Below are 24211 nucleotides of genomic sequence, written 5' to 3'. Positions count from 1 at the left end.
CGCCTTTCCTCTCCTCTTTTTTCATCTATATGCACCGCCCAACCGGTTATGTGCCAAAGAAAAAAGGCTGCCCGAGCAGCCGTTCACACTTGGATGTTTTTATTCATTTGCCGGATCGCTGCCTTTTCAAGCCTGGACACTTGCGCCTGGGAAATGCCGATTTCCTCGGCGACTTCCATTTGCGTCTTTCCTTGGAAAAACCGTTTGCGGATAATCATTTTCTCTCGCTCATTCAACCGCCGCAGCCCTTCTTTTAAAGCGATTTCTTCGATCCATTGGATGTCGCGGTTGCGCTCGTCGCTAAGCTGGTCCATCACATAAATCGGATCGCCGCCGTCGTTGTATATCGGTTCAAATAAGGAAACAGGGTCTTGAATGGCATCAAGGGCAAACACCACTTCCTCGTGGGCGACGCCGAGTTCCCGCGCAATATCTTTCGTCGACGGCTCTTTCGCCGTCTCGCTCATGAGCCGTTCCCGCACTTGCAGCGCTTTGTAAGCGATGTCGCGCAGCGAGCGCGAGACGCGAATTGGATTGTTATCGCGCAAGTAACGGCGGATTTCGCCAATGATCATCGGCACCGCATAAGTGGAAAATTTCACATTTTGGTTAAGGTCAAAATTATCAATCGATTTCATGAGTCCGATGCAGCCAACTTGAAATAAATCATCAACAAACTCGCCGCGGTTGTTAAAGCGTTGAATGACGCTTAACACGAGGCGTAAGTTTCCGTTTACCAATTTTTCCCTTGCTTCTAAATCCCCTTCATGCATCCGGCGAAACAGCTCCCGCATTTCCTCGTTGTTGAGGACGGGAAGCTTTGAAGTGTCTACACCGCAAATTTCGACTTTGTTCCTCGTCAAGTTGTTCCCTCCCATCAGGAGATGCTAAGTCGTCAGTTTTCAGTATCTCCCTAGGAGGGAAAAATATGCACAGCCTGTCCGAGCGAAAAAAAGCGGCGGAGCGTCCACTCCCGCCGCTTGCTACATCATTTTGTTGAACTCTTTGCGCAACCGTTTAATGATCCGCTTCTCGAGCCGCGATATGTACGATTGCGAAATGCCGAGCAAGTCAGCGACATCTTTTTGCGTTTTTTCCTCCCCTCCTGACAAACCAAAGCGCAATTCCATAATCTGCTTTTCACGGTCGCTCAGCTGGTGCAAGGCGTTTAGCAGCAGCCGCCGGTCGACGTCCGCCTCCAAATCCTTTGTAATGACGTCGTCTTCCGTTCCCAGCACGTCGGACAGCAGCAGCTCATTGCCGTCCCAATCGATATTGAGCGGTTCGTCAAACGACACTTCCGCCCGCACTTTATTGTTGCGGCGCAAATACATTAAAATTTCGTTTTCAATGCAGCGTGATGCATAAGTCGCCAGCTTGATTTTTTTCTCCGGGTTAAACGTATTGACCGCTTTGATTAAGCCGATCGTTCCAATGCTGATCAAATCTTCGATGTGAATGCCGGTGTTTTCAAACTTGCGCGCAATGTAGACGACAAGCCGCAAATTGCGTTCAATGAGCAGCGACCGCGCCGTCTCATCACCGGTGGCCAGCCGTTCGATCAACTGCTCTTCCTCTTCTTTCGTCAACGGCGGCGGAAGCGCCTCGCTGCCGCCGATATAGTAAATTTCGTCGGCCTTCAACCCAAGTTTGGCCAGCAGCTTATACAGCCAATACATGAACCGAAGTTTCCATCTTTTCATCAAAATCCCCCTTCTAAACGGATAAAACGCGAGTATGATATAGTAACGACCTATGAAGCGGTCAGCTTTCTTCCCGCCTGCACCATTTTCGGGTGGATGATGCAATCGTATTCTCCGTCGGCTGAAAGCGGGTCTGCACTTAAGGCCATAAGCCCATGTTTCACCTCAAGCCACTCGTTTTCGTATGACAGCGCGATGCGGTCTAGTTTTACCGCCATCATCATTTGCGGGCCGCTGCCCACTGCGCGGTATGGAATGAGACGAAGACGATGGGCCCACTGTTCGGGCGGGTCGTCAACCGTCATGGCTGCCATATAGGCCATCAGCTCTTCGGGCAGCACGTCCTTCGCTTTTTCCCGGTCCACGATCATCACCGGCGTTTTGGACACTGGGTCAAACAGCTGGTTGCCGCTGTCGATGAGCCCTCTTAGGGCAAGGGGCCGGCCTTCCCAAACAGCAATGACATCTACAATATGTTCGAAGCGCAATTTTTTCTCGCGAATCTGTTCCACACGGCGGCGGGAAAAAAGCCACAACACCGGAAACCCGACGAGGACAAACAGCCAGCTTACCGGGTCGCCCGCCCCGGGGGGATGCATCATCAATAATCCGTTCTGCACGGACAGTTGCTCGGCGAAAAAATAATGAACCGCCAGCATGCCGCCCCCGACAGCGAACGTGGCAAAGTAAAACGCCAGCATGTTCTCGATCATATAGCGCGGCCGCTTAAAGCCAAAAGCGGAGAGCACAATCAAGATCGAGGCGGCCATTTTGGCAAGCGGGTGCTGGGCGATGGCGGACAACGGGGTGAACAGCAGCACCACAAGCAGCGACCCGATCAACGCTCCGGCCAACAGCCGCCACCAGACGATCGGGCGCTTAAGCATGAGCGCTGTCAGCCAAAGAAGCATTGCATCAAAACAGACGTTCAAAAGCCAAATGACATCAAGATACACAACCAACCGGCAAGCCCCTCCCCCGCCCCATCGGCTTTTGTCTGAAACAAGTATATAGCATATCCCGTTGGAAAGTCTGTCAATTGGTGGTGGTGAAAAACAGAATGTTTTGTCAAAGCGAGGGGAAACGTGCGAACGAGGAAAACCGCCCTTTGAAGCGCGGGGCGAGGGCAAAAAAAGAAGGCATGAACACGGCTTGTTCATGCCCGATAGCTCCTCAACGGCGACGGTTGCGGTTACGCAAGAACGCCGGAATATCGAGCGGGTCTTCCGCCTGCCCGGACCGGAGCGCCGCATAATCTTGCGCCGGTTCTTCGCGCTTTTCCCGCTTCGGCGCCGGCGTCACTTTCGGCGCCGTCCCGATGCCGGCGCGCGGCGGCCGCGGCTGCGAAGCAACGTTTTCGTTAAACCCGGTCGCGATGACAGTGACGACAATTTCGTCTTTTAAGTCTTCGTTGATGACCGAGCCGAAAATCATATTCACTTCTTGATCGGCCGCCGAAGCGACGATGTCGGCGGCCTCCTGCACTTCGTACAAACTTAAGTTCATGCCGCCGGTGATGTTCATGAGCACGCCTTGCGCCCCGTCGATCGACGTCTCCAACAGCGGGCTGGAAATGGCTTTTTTGGCTGCCTCCGCCGCTCGGTTTTCGCCGCTGGCAATCCCGATGCCCATCAGCGCCGAGCCTTTGTTGGACATGATCGTTTTCACATCGGCGAAGTCAAGGTTGATCAACCCCGGCACAGCGATCAAATCGGAAATGCCTTGCACCCCTTGGCGCAGCACATTGTCCGCTTCGCGGAACGCCTCAAGCATCGGCGTATTTTTGTCAACAATCTCAAGCAACCGGTCGTTCGGAATGACGATGAGCGTATCGACCGCCTCTTTCATGGCGGCGATGCCGCTTGCGGCCTGCGTCGCCCGCTTCCGCCCTTCAAACGTAAACGGGCGCGTGACGACACCGACCGTGAGCGCTCCTAATTCGCGGGCGATTTGGGCGATGACGGGCGCCGCCCCAGTTCCCGTGCCGCCGCCCATGCCAGCGGTGACAAACACCATATCGGCGCCGCGAAGCGCTTCTTCAATTTGCTCTTTGCTCTCCTCAGCTGCTTTTTTTCCAACTTCTGGGTTCGCTCCCGCACCCAAGCCGCGTGTCAGCTTCGCCCCGATTTGCAGTTTCGTCGGCGCCTTCGACAAATTGAGCGCCTGTGCATCGGTATTGACGGCAATAAATTCAACGCCTTGCACTCCGTGTTCAATCATCCGATTGACGGCGTTGTTGCCGCCGCCCCCGACCCCAATCACCTTGATCGTTGCCAACTGATCGACTGTTGTCTCAAACTCCAACATGGCCAAATCCTCCTAAAATTTCAATCTCTATTCAAAGAAAGAACCGAAAAATTTCTTGACCTTCTTCCCGAAATGGTCTTCTTTCTTTTTCGGTTTCGATGGTTGTTTTGGCGCCGGGTGCTCGGCCGGCTCCGCCGCGGCCGCCGCCGGGACGGTTTTCCCTTGCAGCTGCGCCTGCCGGTAGGCGAACTTGAGCAGGCCGACGCCGATCGTGTATTGCGGGTCGCGCACGCCGATGTAATCCGGCATGGCAACACGGACGCTCGTCCCTAGGACGACGTGAGCCAACTCCAACACTCCCGGCATATTCGCCACGCCGCCGGTCAGCACATAGCCGCCCGGAAGGTCGCGAAAGCCAAGCCGGCGCACTTCATGTTGAACCATTTGCAAAATTTCCTCCATCCTCGCCTCAATAATATCGGCGATCTCAAGCTGGCTGAACTGCTGGTGTTGATCGCTGCCTATGACCGGCACGCTGAACACTTCTTCGTCCGAAGCGTAGTCGTAAAACGCATACCCGTGCTTCAATTTGATTTTTTCCGCATCCTCCGTTGTTGTCCGCAGCCCGATGGCCAAATCTTTTGTAATATGCTCCCCGCCGACCGGCAGTGAAGAGACAGCTTGCAACGCCCCTTGCTCAAAGACAGCGACCGTTGTCGAACCGCCGCCCAGATCGACGAGCGCGGCGCCCAAGTGCCGCTCATCGTCGGATAATGCCAGCAAACCGGCCGCTAACGGCTGGAGGCAAATGTCGCTGATTTCCAAACCGGCACGTTCCACACAGCGAAGGAGATTATGTAAAATCGTCTTCGCTCCGGTCACCATCGTCCCTTCCATCTCCAAGCGGACGCCGATCATGCCGCGTGGGTCGTGGATGCCGTCTAAGCCGTCGACGATAAACTGGCGCGGAACGACGCTGATAATTTCCCGGTCCGGCGGGATGGAAACGACTTGCGCCGCATCGATGACGCGGGCAACGTCTTCATCGCTGATTTCGCGGTTTTCGCTGGCAACTGCAACGATGCCATGGCAGTCATGCAGCTGAATATGGCTTCCCGCCACCCCGACAATCACGCGGCGGATCGAAAGGCCGACCATCCGTTCCGCTTGTTCGACCGCGCGCTTGATCGATTGCACCGTTTTATCTATATCAACAATCGCGCCTTTTTTGAGCCCTTCTGATTTCACATTGCCGATTCCGATAATGTTAATCGAGCTGCCCAACATTTCCCCGATGATGACTTTGACGCTCGATGTTCCGACATCCAGGCTAACGACGATCTCATTGCTGCTCATCTTTTGGCATCTGCCTACTAAAAACGCGCCGATGTCAGCCGACGTTTCAGTAAGCAGCGACACCTCCTTTTTCGGCTGAAATTTCCCTGTCCATCTCTTCGTCTATATCCAGCTCGCGATTTTCGCAAGAACATCGCATTTTGTTTTACTCCATATAATTCAACACAGGAAGACACTTTCCTCTCTTCCGCTTAACTTTTTTCGCGATTTTCCCGCCGCTCCGCCCATTCGGCAAGCCAAAGGCGACGGATGATGGCAATGTTTTGAAACAGGCGGACGCCAAACGCGAAGACGGCCGCCAAATACAAGTCTACACCAAGATGCACCCCAAGAAAAGTCAAAGTTGTGGCAAGGATGATATTGAAAAAAAACCCGGTTATAAATACTGTTTCGTCGTACGTTCCTTGTAAATGGGCGCGCCATCCCCCTATTAATGTATCAAAGGCGGCCAAAATGGCAATCGACAAATAACTGGAATACTGATCGGGAACTTCCCAGCCGGCCAGGACGCCGACGGCAAACCCGAGCAACAATCCGAGAAGCGGAAGCCACATGCTATTTCTCCTCCTTGCCGGCGCTCGTCGTCTCCATGTATTTTACCTCCAGCCGCTCGGTTGACGGCGGAATGGCGATCATCGGTTTCGGCTTGGAAATCGAAAGCTCCAAGTTTTCGACGATGAAATCATCCCGAATCGGCGAAACCGTCAAACCGCTATACAGCTTGTCCGCATCGTCCGCGATCGCCTTCACCTCAACCGGCAGCTGAAGCGGCCGGCGACCGACTTTCGTCACCCCGTTGACATCGCGAATCGCCGTCTGGTTCGTCAGCCGCTCGTCGCTAATGGCGATTTCCTTTGCTCCATATTTGTTCAATTCATTTACCAACCGCTGCAGCAGCTCCGGCGACACCGTTTGGGCGACCGGACCGACGTAGCCGCCAGCCGCAAACGGCGCGATCGTCAGCACCACGCCGCGCCCTTTCACCTCGGTCAGTCCGGCTTCTTCCCTAAGCTCGGCGACCGTCTCCTCGAGCGCCGCCTCACCGTCTTCCTGCTCCTCGCGCCGGTAATGGCGCAATTTCGCCTCGTAGCGTTCCAGCTCCTCAAGCAGCTGCTGTTCAAGCTTCTGCTCCTTTGTCAAATCGGCGCGCAGCTCCCAAATGTCGCGCGTATCGCGCTCTTCCGAAGGCAGCGTCGTCCGCATCCCGACGGCCAGCATCAATCCGAACACGCCGGCAATCCCGGCAAAATACAGCTGTCTTTTTCGCTCCAATGCGCTTCACCGCTCCTTCCTGCCCGTTTTACGGTCTGGGCGCGAATACCGGATCGAGCGTAATCGCCTCTTGCTTTTCCACTTTTACATCGATATGGTCTTGAACAAGCTCGTCGACGACGCCGCCTGGCAGGACGAGCGCAGACGACAGCACATCTGGGTCGCCGATCGCCGAAATGACAAACGGAGCGGCATGTTGCGTCCCGTCAACCTCAATGACCGGACCGTTGCACACAATGTAGGAGCGATGGGAAATGCGCTGCCCGTTAATGGCGACCGCTTCGGCGCCGGAAATAAGCAGCTCGTGAACGATTTTCCATACGTGCTGTTCGTGAACGATATAATCAGTAGCACTCGCTTCAGAGGGGATGTAAGAGGAGTCGGAAAGCGTGACTGCTACACCCTTTCCTTTCACCCTCGCCTTTCCAACATACATGCGCAGCTGTTCTGCCTCTTTCGCCAGCCCGGCTTCGTTCGTCTGCCGGTCGGCCAGTTTTTTTTCCCAAGCGGCCAGTTCGTCTTGCTTTTCGACAAGCTGTTGCTTTAACGACCGGTTTTCCTTTTGCAAAGCGATCAGCGCCGAGCGAAACTCGTATTCCCTTTTCCACCCGCTGTCGCTCCATTCGCGGCGGGATGGATCGTTTTTGGCATGTTGGTAGGAAAACCCGAGCATGGCGCCGAATAAAAAGCAAATAAAAGTAAGGAGGATGCGGCTATGGGCTTGTTGTCTCATCGTCGTCCTCCTTTTTCGGCGGCTCGTACGGGACAAAGTAGCTGCCGACTTCGAGGTGAATGACCCCTTTGACATTTCGGTCAAGCTCGGCGACAATCGCCGGATAATGCGACAGCTTGTCCGCAAAACGATGAATCGTCGCACTTACCTCATACCCGTCGTTCATGTAGACGATGACGCGGTCTTCATACTCACTGTTCGGCTTGTAGTGAATTTCCGACATGGCGCCAAGCACCGGCGCCGGCAGTTCCGCCAGCTGTCCAGTCATCTCGGCGATGGCGTCGCCGTTTTTCCAACCGACGAGCACAGGCGCATCGCTCGGGGCTGTTTTCACCGCTTCCAGTTTTAACAGCCGTCCGTTCTCAAGCAGCGGGAAAAATGTTTGCCGGTCGTAGACATAAGCGATCCGCCGCCATTCGTGGACGCGGATGACAATCGTGTTCGGCAGCCTCTTTTCCACGGTTGCCTCTTTAATTTCCGGATGGCGGGCGATCCTCGTTGCCACACTTTGTTCGTTCACTTTCCAAAAGCTTGTCCGCTTCGTAATGCCGCTCAAGCTGATGATGCGCTCCGCCGGCAAATGGCGGTTTCCGCTCACCTCCACATGCCTGACGGCGCTTAACGGCGATTGGAAGTAAAGAACGCACAAAATAAACAGAAAAAAGAAGGACAAATACAAAATCAGCCGACGGTTCGCTTTTTGGCGGCGACGCTCTTTCAGTTTTGGGACGCGGTCTTCAAGAACAACAACCTTTCCCTTTTCCATTGCCTTCCCCGCTTTCCTGCCCGCGGGCAGCTCCATGGCTGCGCTCGAATAAAAACAAACGGCATCCGCTGCCGTTTTCTTGTTCTTTGCACTTGTTTTCATTATATCACAAATAGATCGCGAGAGAGACCGTTTTTTATAACATTTGCCGGCACTGTTTGACGGCAAGCCGCCCGAACAAACAAAAACAGCGGACGCCGCCGCCTGCCTAATAGCGGGCGTGTCTGCTAATATTGAGCAGCACGCCGATCGCCATCAGCATCAATGTCAACGACGATCCGCCGTAGCTCAAAAACGGGAGAGTAATGCCGGTGACGGGCATCAGCCCGGTGACAACGCCGATGTTGATCATCACTTGGATGGCAATCATCGAAATGATGCCAAGCGCCAAAAAGCTGCCGTACAAATCGGGGGCGCCAAGGGCGATGCGCACGCCGCGCCAAAGAAGAAGGCTGAATAAAAGAAGGACGAGCGATCCGCCAATAAAACCGAGCTCCTCGGCCAAAATGGCGAAAATAAAATCAGTTTGCGGCTCCGGCAAATAAAAAAACTTTTGCCGGCTTTGCCCGAGCCCCAGGCCAAACAGCCCGCCCGGACCGATGGCGTACAGCGACTGGATGATTTGAAATCCGCTCCCCAACGGGTCTTCCCACGGATTCAAAAACGATGTAATCCGCTTGATTCGATACGGCGCCGATAAAACGAGGGCGGCAAACCCGGCAAGCCCCAACACCCCAAGACCCACAAAATGGCTGAGGCGGGCGCCGGCGACAAAAATCATCGCCACACATGTGCCGACCATCACGGTGCCCGTCCCTAAGTCCGGCTGCAGCATAATCATGCCGAACGCCGCAAACACGAGCGCCAGCGCCGGCAGCAATCCTTGTTTAAACGATGTAATCTTCTTTTGGTTTTCGGATAAATATTTGGCCAAAAACGCGATCATCGCCAGCTTCATAAATTCGGACGGCTGGATGGAAAACGCCCCGACGCCGATCCAGCTGCGCGATCCATTGCCCACCATGCCGACGCCTGGGATCAACACGAGTACAAGCAGCCCGAAACAAACGATGAGCAACACTTTCGACCAGTCGCGCCACGTCCAATAATCGATGTTCATCACAAAAAACATGGCGATAATGCCGACGATGGCAAAGAACAGCTGGCGCTTGACAAAGAAAAACGAATCGTGAAACTTGTATTCCGCCCAAATGGCGCTCGCGCTGTACACCATAATAAGCCCGATGGCCAAGAGCGAAAACGTTAAAAGAATCAACAAAAAATCCGGCGCAGACCTTTTCCGCGGCAATGCCCAACACCTCTATTTTGTAAACTAGAAGGAAAGGGCTGTCCCTTTCCCTCTATTTCAACTTATGCACGGCGTCGATAAAAATGTCCCCTCTCTCCTCGAAAGTTTTGTATTGATCCCAGCTGGCGCAGGCCGGAGAGAGCAAAATAACATCGCCCGGCTCGGAAAGCCGGAAGGCAACCGGGACAGCTTTTTCCACATTATCGACATATTCGATCGTTTCTATTCCCGCCTCCCGGGCGATGCGCCCGATTTTCTCCGCCGTTTGCCCGAACAATACCGCCGCTTTCACCTGCCGCAAGTACGGAAGAAGCTTGTCAAACTCATTGCCGCGGTCAAGCCCGCCGGCCAGCAAAATCACCGGTTCACCGGCAAACGCCGAAAGCGCCTTTTGCGTTGCCAAAATATTCGTCGCCTTCGAGTCGTTGTAAAACCGCCGGCCGTCGACTTCGGCTACATATTGAAGCCGATGTTTTACGCCGGCAAACGTCGTCAACACTTGAACGATCGCCTCGTTGCTGGCGCCGGCCAGCTTGGCAGCCGCCACCGCGGCCAAAATGTTTTCCACGTTGTGCTGGCCGGGGAGGACAATGTCTGCTGTCTTGATGATCGGCTCTCCGTTCCAGCAAACGGCGCCATTGTCGACGTACGCCCCTTCACCGAGCGGCTTCGTCGCCGAAAACAGCACCTTTTGCGATCGAATCGAGGCGGCGATGTCCATCACGGTCTGGTCATCCGCGTTGACGACCGCATAATCTTGTTCTGTTTGGTTGCGGAAAATATTCGCCTTCGCCGCCGCGTATGCTTCTCTTGTGCCATGGTAGTCCAAATGGGCATCAAAAATGTTAAGCAAGACGGCGATCGTAGGACGGAATTGATCAATGCCGGCAAGCTGGAACGAAGACAGTTCGGTGACGAGCCATTGGCCCGGCTTCGCTTCCTTGGCCACCTCGCAGGCGACTAAGCCGATATTGCCGGCAAGCAACGGGTCTTGGCCATCCGCCTTTAACATTTCATAAATCAATGTCGTTGTCGTCGTTTTCCCGTTCGATCCGGTAATGCCGATAAACGACGCTTCGGAAATGTGATAAGCCAGCTCCACCTCGGTCACGACCGGAAGCCCTTTTTCAAGCGCTTTTTTCACTAACGGATTCGTATACGGGATGCCCGGATTTTTCACGACGAGGTCAAACGGCTCATCGAGCAGTTCGAGCGGATGGCCGCCGCAAACAACGCGGACGCCGAGCTCTTCAAGCTGCTTCGCCTCCGCGTTTTCCGCCAACGGTTTTTGATCGTTGGCGACGACTTCCGCCCCTAATTCAACGAGCAGGCGGGCCGCTGCCGCCCCGCTTTTCGCCAATCCAATCACAAGCACACGACGATGTTGATAGAAAAGAGTCGGTTTCAATTACATCCACACCTCGATATAAATTCCTAGCATGGCAAACAACAGGCCGACGGCCCAAAACGTCACGACAACGCGCCATTCCGACCAACCGACGAGCTCATAATGATGATGGAGCGGGCTCATGCGGAAAACGCGCCTGCCGGTCGTTTTGAACGAGGCGACTTGAATGATGACAGACAGCGTTTCAATGACAAAGACGCCACCAATAATGATCAGCAGCAGCTCGAGTTTCGTTAAGACAGCGACCGCAGCGATCGCCCCGCCAAGCGCGAGCGATCCGGTATCCCCCATAAATACTTTTGCCGGATGGGCATTAAACACTAAAAAGCCGAGCACAGCGCCGACAACGGCGACGCAAAACACCGCCACATCGTACTGACCTTGATTCCAAGCCAACACGGCATACGCGCCAAAGGCGATCGCCGCCGTGCCGGCCAAAAGCCCATCGAGCCCGTCGGTCAAGTTGACAGCGTTGGAGCCGCCGACAAGCATGAGCAAAAGCAGCACCCCATAAGCCCAGCCAAGGTCAAACGACCAGCCGGTCCCGGGGATATGTACTTCCGTCGAAAAGCCGCTTTGCCGGTAGACAAAAAAGAAAACAACGGCAATGATGAGCTGGCCGATAAATTTTTGCCGGCTCGTCAACCCCAGGTTCCGCTTCATCACCACTTTGATCATATCGTCCAAAAAGCCGAGCACCCCGTAGCCAACCGTAACAAGCAGCAATAAATATGTTTCCACCGACAGGACGGACAATCTCGATGTCATCCATAACGTTGTCGCCACGATCGAAAGCAAAATCATAATGCCGCCCATTGTCGGGGTTCCCGATTTTTTTTGATGCGACTTCGGCCCTTCCTCGCGAATGCTTTGCCCAAATTTTAACCGCCGCAAAAACGGGATGAACAGCGGCGACAAAATGACGGTGACCAAAAAGGAAACAGCCATCGCAATGACAATTATTTGTTCTGGCATGAATCGTCACATCCTTTTGCCTGCCGCGCGTCCAGCCACCGTTTCTGCAACTCGGCGAGCCGGAGGGGGATTGCTTCATCAGCAGGGACATACTCCCCGCCTTCTTCCGGGAACGAAAACGAAAATTCCGTTCCCCGGCCGCCTTCCCGCAAATACCGCTCAAGCAGCGCGGCGGCCGCCGCAAGCGGCGACGGGACGAAAAAGAGCGGAAACTGATTAGGAATGTAGCGCGGCAATGGCTCTCCGATCGGCCAAAACGAAGCGATCGCCCCGTGCTCGATGGCCGTTTTCAGCGTTTCCGCCGCATCTTCAAGCGGCACGAACAGCCCTTTTTTCACCTGTTCGGCCGGATTGACAAACACCGCGTGAAAACGAATCGTTTCGTCCACAATGCCGCTCGCTTCGTTCGCAATTTTCTGCACCATTCCGTACGTAACCATCGTCATGTTCTCTCCCTCACCGCCGCTCGGGCGACAGCGCGATCGTCAAACTCAATCACATTGCCGCCGATGATTTGGTACGTTTCATGCCCCTTACCGGCAATCAACACAACATCTCCTTCTTGCGCCTGCCGGATGGCGTAGCGGATCGCCTCTTCCCGGTCAGGAATCGTCACGTACCTTCCATCTTGATCACTTACCCCCGCTTCCATATCCCGCAAAATTTGCTGCGGGTCTTCCGAGCGCGGATTGTCGGAGGTGAACACGGCGACATCCGCGTGGCGCACCGCCACCTGCGCCATAAGCGGCCGCTTCGTCCGGTCGCGGTCGCCGCCGCAGCCAATGACGACATAGACGTTCCGCTTCGCAAATTGGCGCACCGTTTTCAGCGCGTTTTCCAAACTGTCCGGCGTATGGGCATAATCTACAATGATAGTAAAATTTTGCCCTTCATCGACCGTTTCAAACCGCCCGGACACCGGCTCGACATCCCTTAAAGCCGCCGCAATCGTTTCAAGCGAAAACCCGGAGGCAAGGCAGGCAGCGGCCGCCGCAAGCATGTTATAGACGTTGAACAAGCCGACGAGCTTCGTTTCCACCACTGCCGATCCGTGCGGCGTGCACAGCCGAAAGGCCATGCCGGACGGGGTCATGGCAATCTCTTCCGCCATCACATCGCTCTTCGTGCGAATACCGTAAGTGATGATTGGTGCTGCTGTCATATGTTTATAATATTGCGAAACAGGATCATCATGATTCAAAACGGCAAATTTCGGCCGCCGCTCGTCGTAGCGGTTGCCGAGCTGGGCAAACAACAGCCCTTTGGCGTTCCGATACTCGTCCATCGTTCCGTGATAGTCAAGATGATCTTGCGTCAAGTTCGTAAACACGGCCACATCGTAATCGCAGCCATGCACCCGTCCTTGGTGAAGGGCATGCGACGACACTTCCATGGCCGCAAACTCCACGCCCTCGTCGATCATCTGTTTAAACGTGCGTTGCAAGACGAGCGACTCCGGCGTCGTATTCGCCGCCGGGTAAGAACGGGCGCCGATTTTGATCCCGACCGTGCCGATCAGCCCCGTTTTTTTGCCGGCCTTTCTCGCGATCTGGTCAATGATATGAGTCGTCGTCGTTTTTCCGTTTGTGCCCGTCACGCCAATTAAATGAAGTCGATGGGTCGGGTGCCCGTAAAACGCATCAGCCAAAATCGCCATCGCCCGCCGGCTGTCCGGCACAAGGACAAGCGGCGCGTCCACCGCGAGCGGGCGCTCAGCCACGACCGCCGCTGCTCCGCGCGCCACCGCTTGTTCCGCAAAGTCATGCCCGTCCACCGTAAATCCTTTAAGGCAAAAAAACAGCGAACCGGGCGTGACATGGCGCGAATCCATTTCGAGCGCGACAATATCCGGATTGCCCCCGCGATGCACCCAAAAACCGGGCAAGCGCGACAGCAACGTTTGCAATTTCATCCTTAGTCATCCCTTTCGCTTATAAATAGCTCGCCCTATGAGCGGACAGCGGAAAAAGGGGCGCAACCAACCCGATGAGTCATCGCATCGGCCGTCCCTTGCAAGATCGTTTACCGCTCCTCTGCCGCTTCGCGTTTCGCCAAATAAATGCGAATCGTCGAGCCTTCTTTTACTTTCACCCCGGGCTCCGGCGATTGTTCGACAATGACATCGCCCTCGCCACTAACATCTAATTTTAAGTCAAAAAACTGTTCTTGCAAATCTTTTTTTGTCATTCCGATCAAATTCGGCACCTCAATGACTCTCGGCTCATCCCATCCCCGTTCCTTCTCAAGTTGGTCTTTGCGCGGCTTCACACCCATCACCCGCAGGCTGTCTTCTATAACCTTGCCAACGATCGGCGCCGCAACCGTGCCGCCGAATTGGACCGTGCCTTTCGGATTGTCAACAGCGACGTACACGACGAGCTGCGGGTCGTCCGCCGGCGCAAAACCGATGAACGACACGATATGGTTGTTTTGCAAATAGCGGCCGCCTTGCGCTTTTTGCGCCGTTCCAGTTTTCCCGCCGACGCGGTAGCCTTCGACATACGCCTTTTTCCCTGTGCCTTGGGCGACAACGCTCTCAAGCGCATAGCGGACTTGTTTCGACGTTTCCTCGGAAATGACGCGCCGTTTCGCCTTTGGTGTATTGCGGCGTACGACTTCCCCTGTTTCCGGGTCGATCCATTCTTTGGCGATGTACGGGGTGTATAGAGTGCCGCCGTTGATCGCGGCCGATACGGCGGCGACTTGCTGGATCGGCGTCACCGACACCCCTTGGCCGAACGCAGTCGTCGCCAATTCGACCGGCCCGACCCGCTTTAAGTCAAACAAAATGCCAGTCCCTTCCCCTTGCAGGTCAATGCCGGTTTTCTCACCGAAGCCAAACTTCTTAATATAACGAAACAGCGTTTCCTTTCCGAGCCGCTCCCCCAAATCGACAAATCCCGGGTTGCACGAGTTTTGTACGACTTCCAAAAACGTTTGCTCCCCATGGCCGCCCTTTTTCCAGCAGCGGAGCGTAGCGCCGGCCACTTTAGCGTAGCCCGGATCAGAGAAGTGGTCTTTAAGGAGGTTGACTTTATGCTCCTCAAGCGCTGCAGCCAACGTAATGATTTTAAATGTCGACCCCGGTTCATACGTGCTCCAAATCGGCAAATTGCGGTTGTAAATTTCCGGAGGGACGTTGCGGTAATCGGCCGGGTCAAACGTCGGCCGGCTCGCCATCGCCAAAATTTCCCCCGTATTCGGGTTCATGGCAATGGCGATGATGCCGTCTGGATTGTATTTCGCCTCAGCAATATCGAGCTCCCGCTCTATGATCGTCTGAATGCGTGAGTCAATCGTGAGCACCAAGTTCAAGCCGTCGGTCGGCGGCGTATAGTCATCCGCCATATCGGGCATGCGCCGCCCTTTTGCATCGGAGTAAAACTGCACCGAACCGCGTTCTCCGCTCAGTTCTTTGTCATAATACAGTTCAAGCCCTGTGAGCCCTTGGTTGTCAATGCCAGTAAAGCCAAGCACATGCGATAAGTAGCTGCCAAACGGATAGTAGCGCTTCGTGTCTTCAGCAATGTACACCCCGTCCAAATCGAGCGCGCGCACGTCCGCCGCTTTCTCGTCGGAAATTTTCCGCCCTTCTTTCAAGCGGACGATCGAGGTGTTTTTTGTCATTTGTTTATAAACGGATTCGACCGAAGCGCCCAAAACCGCCGCCAGCTTTTCTGCCGCTTCCGCCGGATTTTTCACTTGCCGCGGGATGACATACACCGTCGGCGCGCTCATATTCGTCGCCAGCGGGACGCCGTTGCGGTCCAAAATTTCGCCGCGCTTCGGCTCAAATGGGATGTTCCGACCCCACAGCCCTTTCGCCCGTTCCGCTAATAGATCGCCGAGCCAAAATTGGACATAGCCGAGACGGAGATCGATAATGGCAAAAACCAAAACGCCGATCAAAAAGACGATCGTCAACCGTTTGCGCACGGTCACGTACGATACGCGCATATGGCGGAACCTCCTTCATGATGGGCTCGTTCCACTATATGCTTGTACGCTCCGTTATAGAACGGCAAAAAATCACTCGTGAGGCCCGGTCTCTTTCCGTTCAGCCGCCTCTTGTTCTTTCTTTGCCGCCATTTCTTCCCACTGGCGCGGCGGAGCCAGTTCGACGATCAAATAATCCCCTTGCCGCACTCGCGCTCCCGGGCGGATGTTTTGGCTGACGACATAGCCGGTTCCTTTCGTGCTTGGCCGCAGGCCGAGTATATGAGCCACTTTCATGGCGTCCCGCAGCGAAAACCCGCGCAAGTCCGGCATCGTCGCCGCTCCATCCGTTTTCAACACGACCCGCTCGCCGGGAAGAAGACGATCTCCGCCGCGCGGAAGCTGCCGCTCAACGTACCGGCCGGTGCCGATGACGACCGGCACATAGCCGTTTTTCTTCAACTGCTCCGCCGCCGTGACGGCTGCCTCGCCGACCAGCGAATCGAGCGCGCGTTGCGCCGCTAGTTTCGTTTCCACCGATTTTTCTTTGCTCGGTTCAATATGCAAATATTGCAGGCTGCTTTTCATCACCGTTGTAAAAATTTGCGAAACAGGCGCCGCTCCGGTTTCCGTCACATCCAACCGCGGCTGCTGAACAGCTACATACATGAGAAGGCGCGGATCATCCGCCGGCGCCATGCCTAAAAACGAGAAAATATAATTTTCCCGTCCGGTCAAATAGCCGCCGGAAGCGGATGGAATTTGCGCCGTCCCCGTTTTGCCGGCGACGCGGTAGCCGTCAATTTGGTACGGGCGGCCGGTGCCGTGCTCTGAGGTGACAACCGTTTCCAAAATTTCCCTCACCTTCCGCGCCGTTTCAGCCGTAATCGGTTCACCGACGACAGTCGGCTCGTGGTCGAGAACGACTTTGCCGCTGTCTGGATCGACCACCTTTTCAATGACGTACGGCTTCATCATTTTTCCGTCGTTGGCGATCGCTGTCGCCGCCTGGATTTGCTGAATCGGGGTCACTGACGTCCCTTGCCCGAACCCGGTCGTAATCCGTTCGATCGGATAACGGTAACGAATTTGCCCTGTCGCCTCATTCGGCAAATCAATGCCCGTTTTCTGATCGAAATGGAAACGATGCAAATACTGCAAAAACCGGTCTTCCCCGAGCTTTTCTTTCACCAAAATGGAAAAAGCGACGTTCGAAGAGCGCTGCACCCCTTCATTGAACGTAATCGTCCCCCAACCGACATCGTTATGGTCGCGGATGATGTTCGGCCCGACTTTGTATGAGCCGGAACGGTACGTTTCATTGCCGTTGTACACTCCTTCATTAATGGCGGCAGCAAGCGTAAACACCTTCATCGTCGACCCCGGCTCATACGGGTAGGAAATAGCGTCATTTAAAAAGTTCGCAATATCGCGTTTGTTCGGGTCAAAACTCGGGCGAGTCGCCATCGCTAAAATTTTTCCTGTTTTCGGATCAGCCACGATGGCGATGATCTTTTTCGGCTTGTACTGCTTTTCTACGCCGTTCATGGCGTCTTCCAAAAACGTCTGGATTTTCGCGTCAATCGTTAAATACACGTTCGCGCCGTTGTCCGGCTTTGCAATCGTGCGCTCTCTCGCCTCCGGCAGACGGAACCCCTTCGCATCGCTGGCAAACGACACATAGCCGTCTTTTTCGCGCAAATAACGGTCAAGCGATTTTTCTACTCCCATTTTGCCGACCGTTTCGTTTTTCGCATTTTTTTGCGCGTAGCCGATGACGTGCGAGGCGAACACGCCATTCGGGTAAAACCGGGCAGTGTCGCGGGTAAAGATGATGCCCGGCAAATGGAGCGCTTCAATTTTCCGCTTCAGCTCGAAGCTGATATTGCGGCCATAGGAGCCGAACTCGACTTGTTTCGCCTTTTTGGTCAAAATGCGCTCCATTTGCTCGACGTCCATGCCAAGCAGCGGAGCGAGCTTTTCCGCTGTTTCCTCTGGATCGGCGACACGGCGCGGATCATCCGGGTCCACAATGGCGGCGACTGTATACGACGGCACGTCTTGGGCTAAAATGGCGCCGTTGCGGTCAAAAATCGTCCCGCGTTTCGCTTCAATCGTGCGCGTCTGCTTATGCTGCTGCTGCGCGATCTCCGCCAGCGCTTCGCCTTCTGCTTTTCCCGTCCACTGCACTTGCACAAAGCGGGCAAACAAAAGAAAAAAGGCAAAGCTGAACACGCAAAACAAAATAAACGCCCCGCGATGGGTGTTGCGATGCTTTTTTGCCTCCATCGCCCATCAGTCCTGTACGACTTTGATGTGGTTTTCGTTGAGCGACAAACCGAGCTCTTTCGCCTTTTGCAAAATACGCTCGTACGAGCTCAGCCGCTGCACTTCGACGTACAAGTCATTATTTTCTTTCTTTTGTTCATCAATGGCCGATTCCAACTTTTGGACATCTTTATTAAGCTCATAAATTTGCACTTGGGTTGAGACGGTATGGACCGCCGCGTAAAAGACAAACAGCAAAAACGAAACGATCAACAGCTTCTCAGCCAGCGTCAGCCGAAGGCGCCGTTTTCGCTGCGGCTTCTGGCTCGGCGGCGCGGCCGGATGCTTTTGTTCGCGTGCTACTTTGACTGCCAAATGGTTCACAAGCGTTTCCCTCCTGTTTCTCCTCACCTATTTTCTCAGCCGCGCGGTAGTTTTTCAGCAATGCGGAGTTTGGCTGAACGGGCGCGGCGGTTCCGTTCCACCTCTTCAGCAGAAGGAACGACCGGTTTTTTTGTAATAATTTTCAACACAGGACGGTAGTCATTGGGGAGAACTGGAAGCCCTGGAGGCAATGGCGGGTTCTCGCTTGCTTTTTTAAACGTCTCCTTGCAAATGCGGTCTTCGAGCGAATGAAACGTAATGACGCTCACCCGTCCTCCCGGCGCCAACAAGTCAATCGCCTGCTCAAGCGCTTCGCGAAACGCCTCGAGCTCATCGTTGACTGCGATGCGGAGCGCCTGGAAAATGCGTTTGGCCGGATGTCCGCCGCTGCGGCGCGCCGGCGCTGGAATCGCCTCCTTAATGACCTCAACGAGCTCCCCGGTCGTTTCAATCGGCTTCTCGCGCCGCACCTCCTCGATTTTGCGCGCTACTTGCTTTGAAAATTTTTCTTCGCCGTACCGAAAAAAAATGCGCACAAGCTCCTCATATGGCCAACGGTTGACGATCTCCGCCGCCGTCAGCTGTTGCTTGCGGTCCATCCTCATGTCAAGCGGCGCGTCGTGCTGGTAGCTGAAGCCGCGCTCCGGCTCATCGAGCTGCGGCGATGAAACGCCCAAATCAAACAGCACGCCGTCGACGGCAGCGACGCCGCGGGCGGAAAGCTCCTCTTGCAAAAACCGGAAGTTGCGGTGCACAAACTGCACTTGCTGGCCATAACGGGCGAGCCGTTCACGCGCATACGAAATGGCGGTTTCGTCTTGATCGAAGGCAAACAGCTTTCCGCGCTTTGAGAGGCGGGAAAGCAAATAGTCGCTATGGCCGCCGCCGCCCAACGTACAATCGACATAGACGCCGTCCGGGCGGATGTTCAGTCCGTCAACCGCTTCTTTTAACAGCACCGTTGTATGTTCAAACACATGTCCACCACCTTTGCTGCTTCCAAACGCTGCTTCCTTAATTATATCGCAAAGACGGACAAAATTTTAGCTTTTTTTGTAAAAAAAACGTCCCTTTTTGTTTATTTTTGTCGGACATCCCCAGATGGAGCCATTAGTTCCAACCTCCTTTTACTTTTATTTCCAAACCCATAGCGATTGTTTTGTTACTATTTCATTCCACAAAAAAAAAATCCTGCTCGAAACAGGATTTTTCTTTTCGACTTTTTCTTTGAAAAAGCTTTATATATATACAATTTTATGCATTCCGTTTCCAGGGGCGTCGATCAGCGAAAGTTTTTTTACAAAATCAAATCCGTAACGATTCACGTAGTAAAACACGTTCCAAACCCGTTCCTGAGGCGCTCCGTTCGGCCGCAGCGCCGTTTCGACGCGCCAAAACTTGCGCCATGTCATCTCATGTTTGCGCAAAAGCGCCCGCTCCAACGTTTGCTGAAGAAACTCGATTTGTGACTCAATGATGGCGGCATTTTTCGCCACCAATCCTTCCAATCCGCGGTCAATCTCCATGCCAAGCGCGCGCAGCGGCTGATGCGCCGCCTCGATGTCGGCTTTCGCTTTCGCAAACGCCTTGGCAAGCGGAACTTCAGCCGTCTCCTTCCGCCATCGCTCCTTGGCCGCTTCGAGCCGCCCGGCCAATACGTCGGCGGCTTCGAGACCGAGATCAGCGAGATCGGTTTGCAGCGAACGGCCGACGATCGTCGCCTGCAGGCGCGGCGCCAGCGGCGGCATTTCGAATCCGAACAGCGAAAACGCCTCCTTCAACTCCGCCCAATAGGCGATTTCTCCCGGGCCGGCGACAAAAGCGAGCGTCGGCAGCAAATACTCTTGCATAAGCGGACGAGTGACAACATTGTTGCTTAAACAGTGCGGCTTCGTCTCGGCAAGCTCAAGCAGCTGCTGTTTCGCAAAGACGATATGCCCGGCCTTGTCGCGGAACGCGCCGCGCTCTTCGTCATAGTGCAAAAGCAGGCGCTCATGGCCGTTGTAATAAAACAAGTTGGCCGCGTTGGGCGCTATCTCAATGAGCGGCGCATACCCGAGCGCGCGCAGCGCCTCTTGCTGCGCCAACACGGCCGATGTCACGCTGCGATGGCAGTCAATGAGCGCGGCGAAAAAACGGCGCTCAAGAAGGCGCACCGCCGCATCGCCGGCATTCAAGACAACCAATCCGTCAGCAGCAAACAGGCGCAAGACAATCGCCGCAAAAAAGTCGACAAACGTGCGCGCCTCATCCAAACATGTCTTGAGAAAGGAAAGCAGTTCGTTCGTCGCGTCCGTCTCCCCGTACGTTTTCACGACACGTTCGATCCACGCGCCGGCAAGCTCATGATCAAGCGGGACGTCGGCTGCCATCCGCCTTTCCTTCCGCTTGTGCGGATATAGCGCTTTCCTCACTTCGCCGCCCTCTACCACATACACATGGTCGATTTCCGCGATGTCATGATCCTCGCCGGCGATCCAAAACAGCGGCACGACCGGCACGCCAAGCTTCCGTTCCTGTTCTTTGGCGAGCTGGATGATAGTGATGATTTTATAGATCGTATAAAGCGGACCGGTCAACAGCCCGGCTTGCTGTCCGCCGACAACAACGACGCTGTTCTCCTGCCGCAGCTTGTCGATATTGTGCATCGTCGCCCTGCTTGCCGAGAACCGACGGTGATAGGCGTCTAAATAATCGGCAAGCCCGCTCCGGTCGTATGTCCGTTTTTGCAAATGAGACAACCGGCGGCGAAACGCCTGATCATCAGCCCAAACGTAGTCAAACCCTTTCTCAGCCGGAAACGCGCCGGTTATGTAATCGGCCGCCAGCTTTGTCGCCGCCGGCAGCGGAATTTCGTGAACCTCCATGGCGAAAACTCCCTTTCTTATGTATTCTTTCATGAGTATAGCACGTTCGGCGCCAAGAGAAAAAAATGATTGCTCAAAGGACGGCAGCGATGCGCGCCATCATGCCATAGACGAGCAGGCCGGCGTAAAGGGACGCAAAAATGAGAAAACTGGCCCGCCAAAATAGACGAAACACCGCCGCCAGGTGAAAATCCGCCTTTTTCCGCCAGTAGCCGAGTGCGATGGCGGCGTGCAATCCGAGCAAAAAGAGAAGAAGATGGACAAAATATGACTTTCCGAACAGCACGGCAAGCAAAAAATAGACGGCGGCGATGAAAAATGCGGTCGCCGCGTTGACCGCCGCGTAAAACGCCGCCCGTTTCCGCCCGCCAAACAGGCGCATGGCCGCATAGACGAGCCAAAACAGCAGCAGCGGCAGTGTGACGAATGTCGCCAACACCGGCGCGAGCCAGTCACCCATCGCGGCTCCCCCCTTCCTTCCCTTTCAGCGCGCAATACACAAAGCGGACGAGCGGCAACGCAACGCCGCGCGCTTCCCCTTGCTTCAGCACATAGCCCAAAATGGCGTCAATTTCCGTCCGACGCCCGTTTGCCACATCCATATACATCGACGAATAGTTGTCCACCGTGTTCCGGCATATATGAACGACCCGCTCCCACGCCCGTCCGGCGTCACGAAGCGGCAACACCCGCCGCACTTCATCAAACAGCTGCGCCATCATGTCCCGATACGGCGCCACCTCAAGAAGCTCGCCGTTTTTCACTTGCAACAGCGCCGTCAACGGGTTGATGACCGCATTGACGACAAGTTTGTCGACAAGAATGCGCTCCCAATCGTTCGCCCATTCAATGGGAAACTCTCGATCTCCAGCCAGCCCGGCGGCCGCAGCAGGCGACCCATAGAAGGGGGCAAGCGTCAGTTTGCCGGCGCCTGTGTGCGCAACCGTCCGATCGTCAAGCTTGAACGCGCCGTGCTCCACAACGCCGACGACGATGTTTTTGTCAGCAAAAACAGACAGCTGTTCGAGATGGCTCATCCCGTTTTGCAAAAAAACAATCGTGCCGACGCGGCGGAACGAATCACGCTGGGAGCAGACATCCGCCACATCATATTGTTTAACCGTCACAAACACAAGCGGCTCAACGAGTTCCGTCCCGGCAAACGGCCTTGCTTGAACGGCAGTCTCCGTTGTTTTTCCTTCTTTTTTCAGGGCGACACCGCATTCAGCAAGCTGCCTCGCCTGAGACAAGCGCCTTGTATACACCGTGACCTTATGGCGCCGCCCGAGATAAGCGGCAAGAAGCAGGCCGACCGCCCCGCCGCCGACAATGCCAATGTTCACATGTCTCCCCCGCCTTCCTGCCAAATTGCGTTAGCCTTATTTTAGCAAATGTCCCCGTCATCCGTTAAGAAAAAAAAAGCCGGCCCAAAGGCCAGCTTTTATCCTTCCCCGGCGCCCTCAGCCGCCGGCTCCGTTTGTTTTTCGGCGCCCGCCACTATTTTCCGCGCCCGCTCCATAATGGCGAGCAACGTTTTATACTCCTCTTGGACGGCCACCAGCTGCTTTTGCAACGCTTCCTTTTCCATTTGCAACTTTGTCACCATTTGTTGCAGCTGCTCCATATCGTTTTTTAACGCCCGATTTTCATCCGCTGTCCGCCGGGCGTCGCGCGCTTTTTGTCCTTCCGCTTGCAAAAAAGCGAGCACTTCCGTCCATGACAGTTTGCTCTCTGCTGCCGCTTCCATCTCCGTTTGTCCCCCTCCTTCTTTTACCGATGCCGCCTCTTTTTTTCGCGTTTTCCGTTCTTGCTTTGCCTGTTCAATTTCCTCTTTATACTGCTTGCGAACGTACGAATTCCAGCGGAACCCGCACGCTGCCGCTGTCCGCGACAAGCGCCGCCCCACCTCAGCAAACGCTTCTAGCTGGGTGCCGCCCTCGCGAATATATTGAAGCACAACGTTGGCCAACAGTTCATCTTCCTCTTTCGTCCAAGCATCCTGGCGTACTCCGGTCATCTCCCTTCCCTCCTCATCGCCGCTTTGTCATTATATGTATGCGGCTAATAGAAACAGTAGAAGGAAAAAATTACTGCTTGCGAAAAAAAGGATGCAACGCCTGTTCATGTTCAACCGACCCCATAGTGCGGCGCAACGGTCGATTTCAGCGAAAAATTGCTCACGAAACCAAACTGTTCGCCATTTTTCGCCCGCTGCCGCCTTATAGGCTTCTAAAACAGCGAGCGACCGCGCGGCATAAAGGGTGAGCCGCGCCTGCCATTGCTCGCGCCAGTGGTCAGCCGCCAAGACCGCATCAGCCCACCCGCACGCTTCCATATCTTCCGCTGTCATCGGTTCAGCGCGCAGCAATAGATCGAGGGCCCGCGCGTACGGCAGTTTGCCGAACAGCATCGAGGCGCCGCCCCAGCCGGTTGTGATGCCGAGCCGCCCTTGAATGAACCCGATTCGGCTTCCTTCTTTGACAAAACGGAAATCGCAGGCCGTCGCCAGCTCGCAGCCCCTCCCATCGCGGCGCCATTGACGAGCGCGGCCGTCGGTTTCGGAAACGTCAGCAGCCGGTAGAGCACCTCCCCCATGCGCGTCAGCATCTGTTTCGCCTCAGCGCCGCGCAAAGGCCCGAACTCGTGTAAATCGCCGCCCGAGCAAAAAGCCTCATCACCAGCGCCCGTGATGGCAAATATTTTGACCCGCTCATCCGTTTCCGCCTCGCTCAGCGCTCCCTCAAGCGCCTCCATCACTACAAAATTGACTGCATTCCGTTTTTCGGGACGGCAAATCGTAAACAAGGCGACGCCGTCACGCTGCTCCATCATCGCTTCCATCAGCACTCCTCCCTCTAGAAATGTTGATTTATCAAGGCTTTTCGGCCCCTCAGGGGTGTCCAAAAAATATTTTTCGACAAAATCCCTTACATCCTTTTTCAGTTTTGTGGATATCTTACAGACCTAGGGTGCGCTTCGCGGCCACG

Annotated in this window: 22 protein-coding genes and 1 pseudogene; all 23 read right to left on the bottom strand. The window is 54.8% G+C overall.

The features are described from left to right. Positions 1-83: 83 nt before the first annotated feature. Positions 84-863, bottom strand: coding sequence for an RNA polymerase sporulation sigma factor SigG (gene sigG / locus IKE44_RS02920; RefSeq protein ID WP_033016141.1), 780 nt, complete (start codon positions 861-863; stop codon positions 84-86). A 120-nt stretch (positions 864-983) separates the two neighbouring features. After that, positions 984-1703: an RNA polymerase sporulation sigma factor SigE gene (gene sigE / locus IKE44_RS02915; RefSeq protein ID WP_033011303.1), complete on the bottom strand. Its 720-nt coding sequence runs from the start codon at positions 1701-1703 to the stop codon at positions 984-986. A gap of 50 nt (positions 1704-1753) precedes the next feature. Then, on the bottom strand, positions 1754-2665 hold the full coding sequence (gene spoIIGA / locus IKE44_RS02910; protein WP_033016138.1) for a sigma-E processing peptidase SpoIIGA: 912 nt from the start codon (positions 2663-2665) through the stop codon (positions 1754-1756). Between the two features lie 211 nt (positions 2666-2876). Beyond that, positions 2877-4010, bottom strand: a complete 1134-nt coding sequence (gene ftsZ, locus IKE44_RS02905; RefSeq protein ID WP_033011308.1) for a cell division protein FtsZ — start codon at positions 4008-4010, stop codon at positions 2877-2879. Between the two features lie 27 nt (positions 4011-4037). Continuing rightward, on the bottom strand, positions 4038-5306 hold the full coding sequence (gene ftsA / locus IKE44_RS02900) for a cell division protein FtsA (RefSeq protein ID WP_287464974.1): 1269 nt from the start codon (positions 5304-5306) through the stop codon (positions 4038-4040). 191 nt (positions 5307-5497) lie between these two features. Beyond that, the gene (locus tag IKE44_RS02895) at positions 5498-5860 is read right to left on the bottom strand and encodes a small basic family protein (RefSeq protein WP_033011310.1); all 363 of its coding nucleotides are present in this window, start codon (positions 5858-5860) and stop codon (positions 5498-5500) included. A 1-nt stretch (position 5861) separates the two neighbouring features. Continuing rightward, positions 5862-6578: a DUF881 domain-containing protein gene (locus tag IKE44_RS02890; RefSeq protein ID WP_287464958.1), complete on the bottom strand. Its 717-nt coding sequence runs from the start codon at positions 6576-6578 to the stop codon at positions 5862-5864. 28 nt (positions 6579-6606) lie between these two features. Then, entirely contained in the window at positions 6607-7311 is a 705-nt protein-coding gene (locus IKE44_RS02885) for a DUF881 domain-containing protein (RefSeq protein ID WP_049624354.1), read from the bottom strand. After that, complete coding sequence (divIB, locus tag IKE44_RS02880) at positions 7292-8077, bottom strand: cell division protein DivIB (protein ID WP_080985645.1); 786 nt, start codon at positions 8075-8077, stop codon at positions 7292-7294. Before divIB ends, IKE44_RS02885 begins: the two co-directional genes overlap by 20 nt. Before the next feature lie 208 nt (positions 8078-8285). Beyond that, positions 8286-9386, bottom strand: a complete 1101-nt coding sequence (spoVE, locus tag IKE44_RS02875; RefSeq protein ID WP_287464955.1) for a stage V sporulation protein E — start codon at positions 9384-9386, stop codon at positions 8286-8288. Positions 9387-9438: 52 nt separating this feature from the next. Then, positions 9439-10794, bottom strand: a complete 1356-nt coding sequence (gene murD / locus IKE44_RS02870; RefSeq protein ID WP_033016151.1) for a UDP-N-acetylmuramoyl-L-alanine--D-glutamate ligase — start codon at positions 10792-10794, stop codon at positions 9439-9441. Next, positions 10795-11769 carry a phospho-N-acetylmuramoyl-pentapeptide-transferase gene (gene mraY / locus IKE44_RS02865; RefSeq protein ID WP_033016152.1) on the bottom strand — a complete coding sequence of 325 codons (975 nt, stop codon included), beginning with the start codon at positions 11767-11769 and terminating at the stop codon, positions 10795-10797. After that, on the bottom strand, positions 11754-12215 hold the full coding sequence (locus tag IKE44_RS02860; RefSeq protein WP_049626390.1) for a hypothetical protein: 462 nt from the start codon (positions 12213-12215) through the stop codon (positions 11754-11756). The genes mraY and IKE44_RS02860 overlap by 16 nt, the downstream gene beginning before the upstream one ends. Beyond that, positions 12212-13681, bottom strand: a complete 1470-nt coding sequence (locus IKE44_RS02855) for a UDP-N-acetylmuramoyl-L-alanyl-D-glutamate--2,6-diaminopimelate ligase (protein WP_033011329.1) — start codon at positions 13679-13681, stop codon at positions 12212-12214. Before IKE44_RS02855 ends, IKE44_RS02860 begins: the two co-directional genes overlap by 4 nt. 110 nt (positions 13682-13791) lie before the next feature. Beyond that, entirely contained in the window at positions 13792-15726 is a 1935-nt protein-coding gene (locus IKE44_RS02850) for a stage V sporulation protein D (RefSeq protein ID WP_033016155.1), read from the bottom strand. A 72-nt stretch (positions 15727-15798) separates the two neighbouring features. Continuing rightward, positions 15799-17994 (bottom strand): penicillin-binding protein, encoded by a 2196-nt coding sequence (locus IKE44_RS02845; protein WP_287464952.1) that lies wholly within the window; start codon positions 17992-17994, stop codon positions 15799-15801. A 6-nt stretch (positions 17995-18000) separates the two neighbouring features. Further along, complete coding sequence (gene ftsL / locus IKE44_RS02840) at positions 18001-18357, bottom strand: cell division protein FtsL (protein WP_049624352.1); 357 nt, start codon at positions 18355-18357, stop codon at positions 18001-18003. A 35-nt stretch (positions 18358-18392) separates the two neighbouring features. Beyond that, a complete protein-coding gene (gene rsmH, locus IKE44_RS02835) occupies positions 18393-19334 on the bottom strand; it encodes a 16S rRNA (cytosine(1402)-N(4))-methyltransferase RsmH (protein WP_033016164.1) in 942 nt (313 codons plus the stop codon). Positions 19335-19595: 261 nt separating this feature from the next. Next, positions 19596-21224, bottom strand: a complete 1629-nt coding sequence (gene bshC / locus IKE44_RS02830) for a bacillithiol biosynthesis cysteine-adding enzyme BshC (RefSeq protein ID WP_049624351.1) — start codon at positions 21222-21224, stop codon at positions 19596-19598. A gap of 73 nt (positions 21225-21297) precedes the next feature. Continuing rightward, positions 21298-21684 (bottom strand): DUF3397 domain-containing protein, encoded by a 387-nt coding sequence (locus IKE44_RS02825; protein ID WP_033010250.1) that lies wholly within the window; start codon positions 21682-21684, stop codon positions 21298-21300. Further along, entirely contained in the window at positions 21677-22567 is an 891-nt protein-coding gene (locus tag IKE44_RS02820; protein ID WP_287464950.1) for a 2-dehydropantoate 2-reductase, read from the bottom strand. Before IKE44_RS02820 ends, IKE44_RS02825 begins: the two co-directional genes overlap by 8 nt. A gap of 98 nt (positions 22568-22665) precedes the next feature. Then, entirely contained in the window at positions 22666-23241 is a 576-nt protein-coding gene (locus tag IKE44_RS02815; RefSeq protein ID WP_049624349.1) for an RsfA family transcriptional regulator, read from the bottom strand. A 70-nt stretch (positions 23242-23311) separates the two neighbouring features. Further along, positions 23312-24065: pseudogene (locus tag IKE44_RS02810) on the bottom strand (enoyl-CoA hydratase/isomerase family protein). Positions 24066-24211 lie beyond the last annotated feature (146 nt).

Origin of the sequence: Geobacillus sp., assembly GCF_017515625.1 — a bacterium.
In the GTDB taxonomy this organism is placed as follows: domain Bacteria; phylum Bacillota; class Bacilli; order Bacillales; family Anoxybacillaceae; genus Geobacillus; species Geobacillus stearothermophilus.
This window is presented reverse-complemented; position numbering and strand designations above follow the sequence as displayed.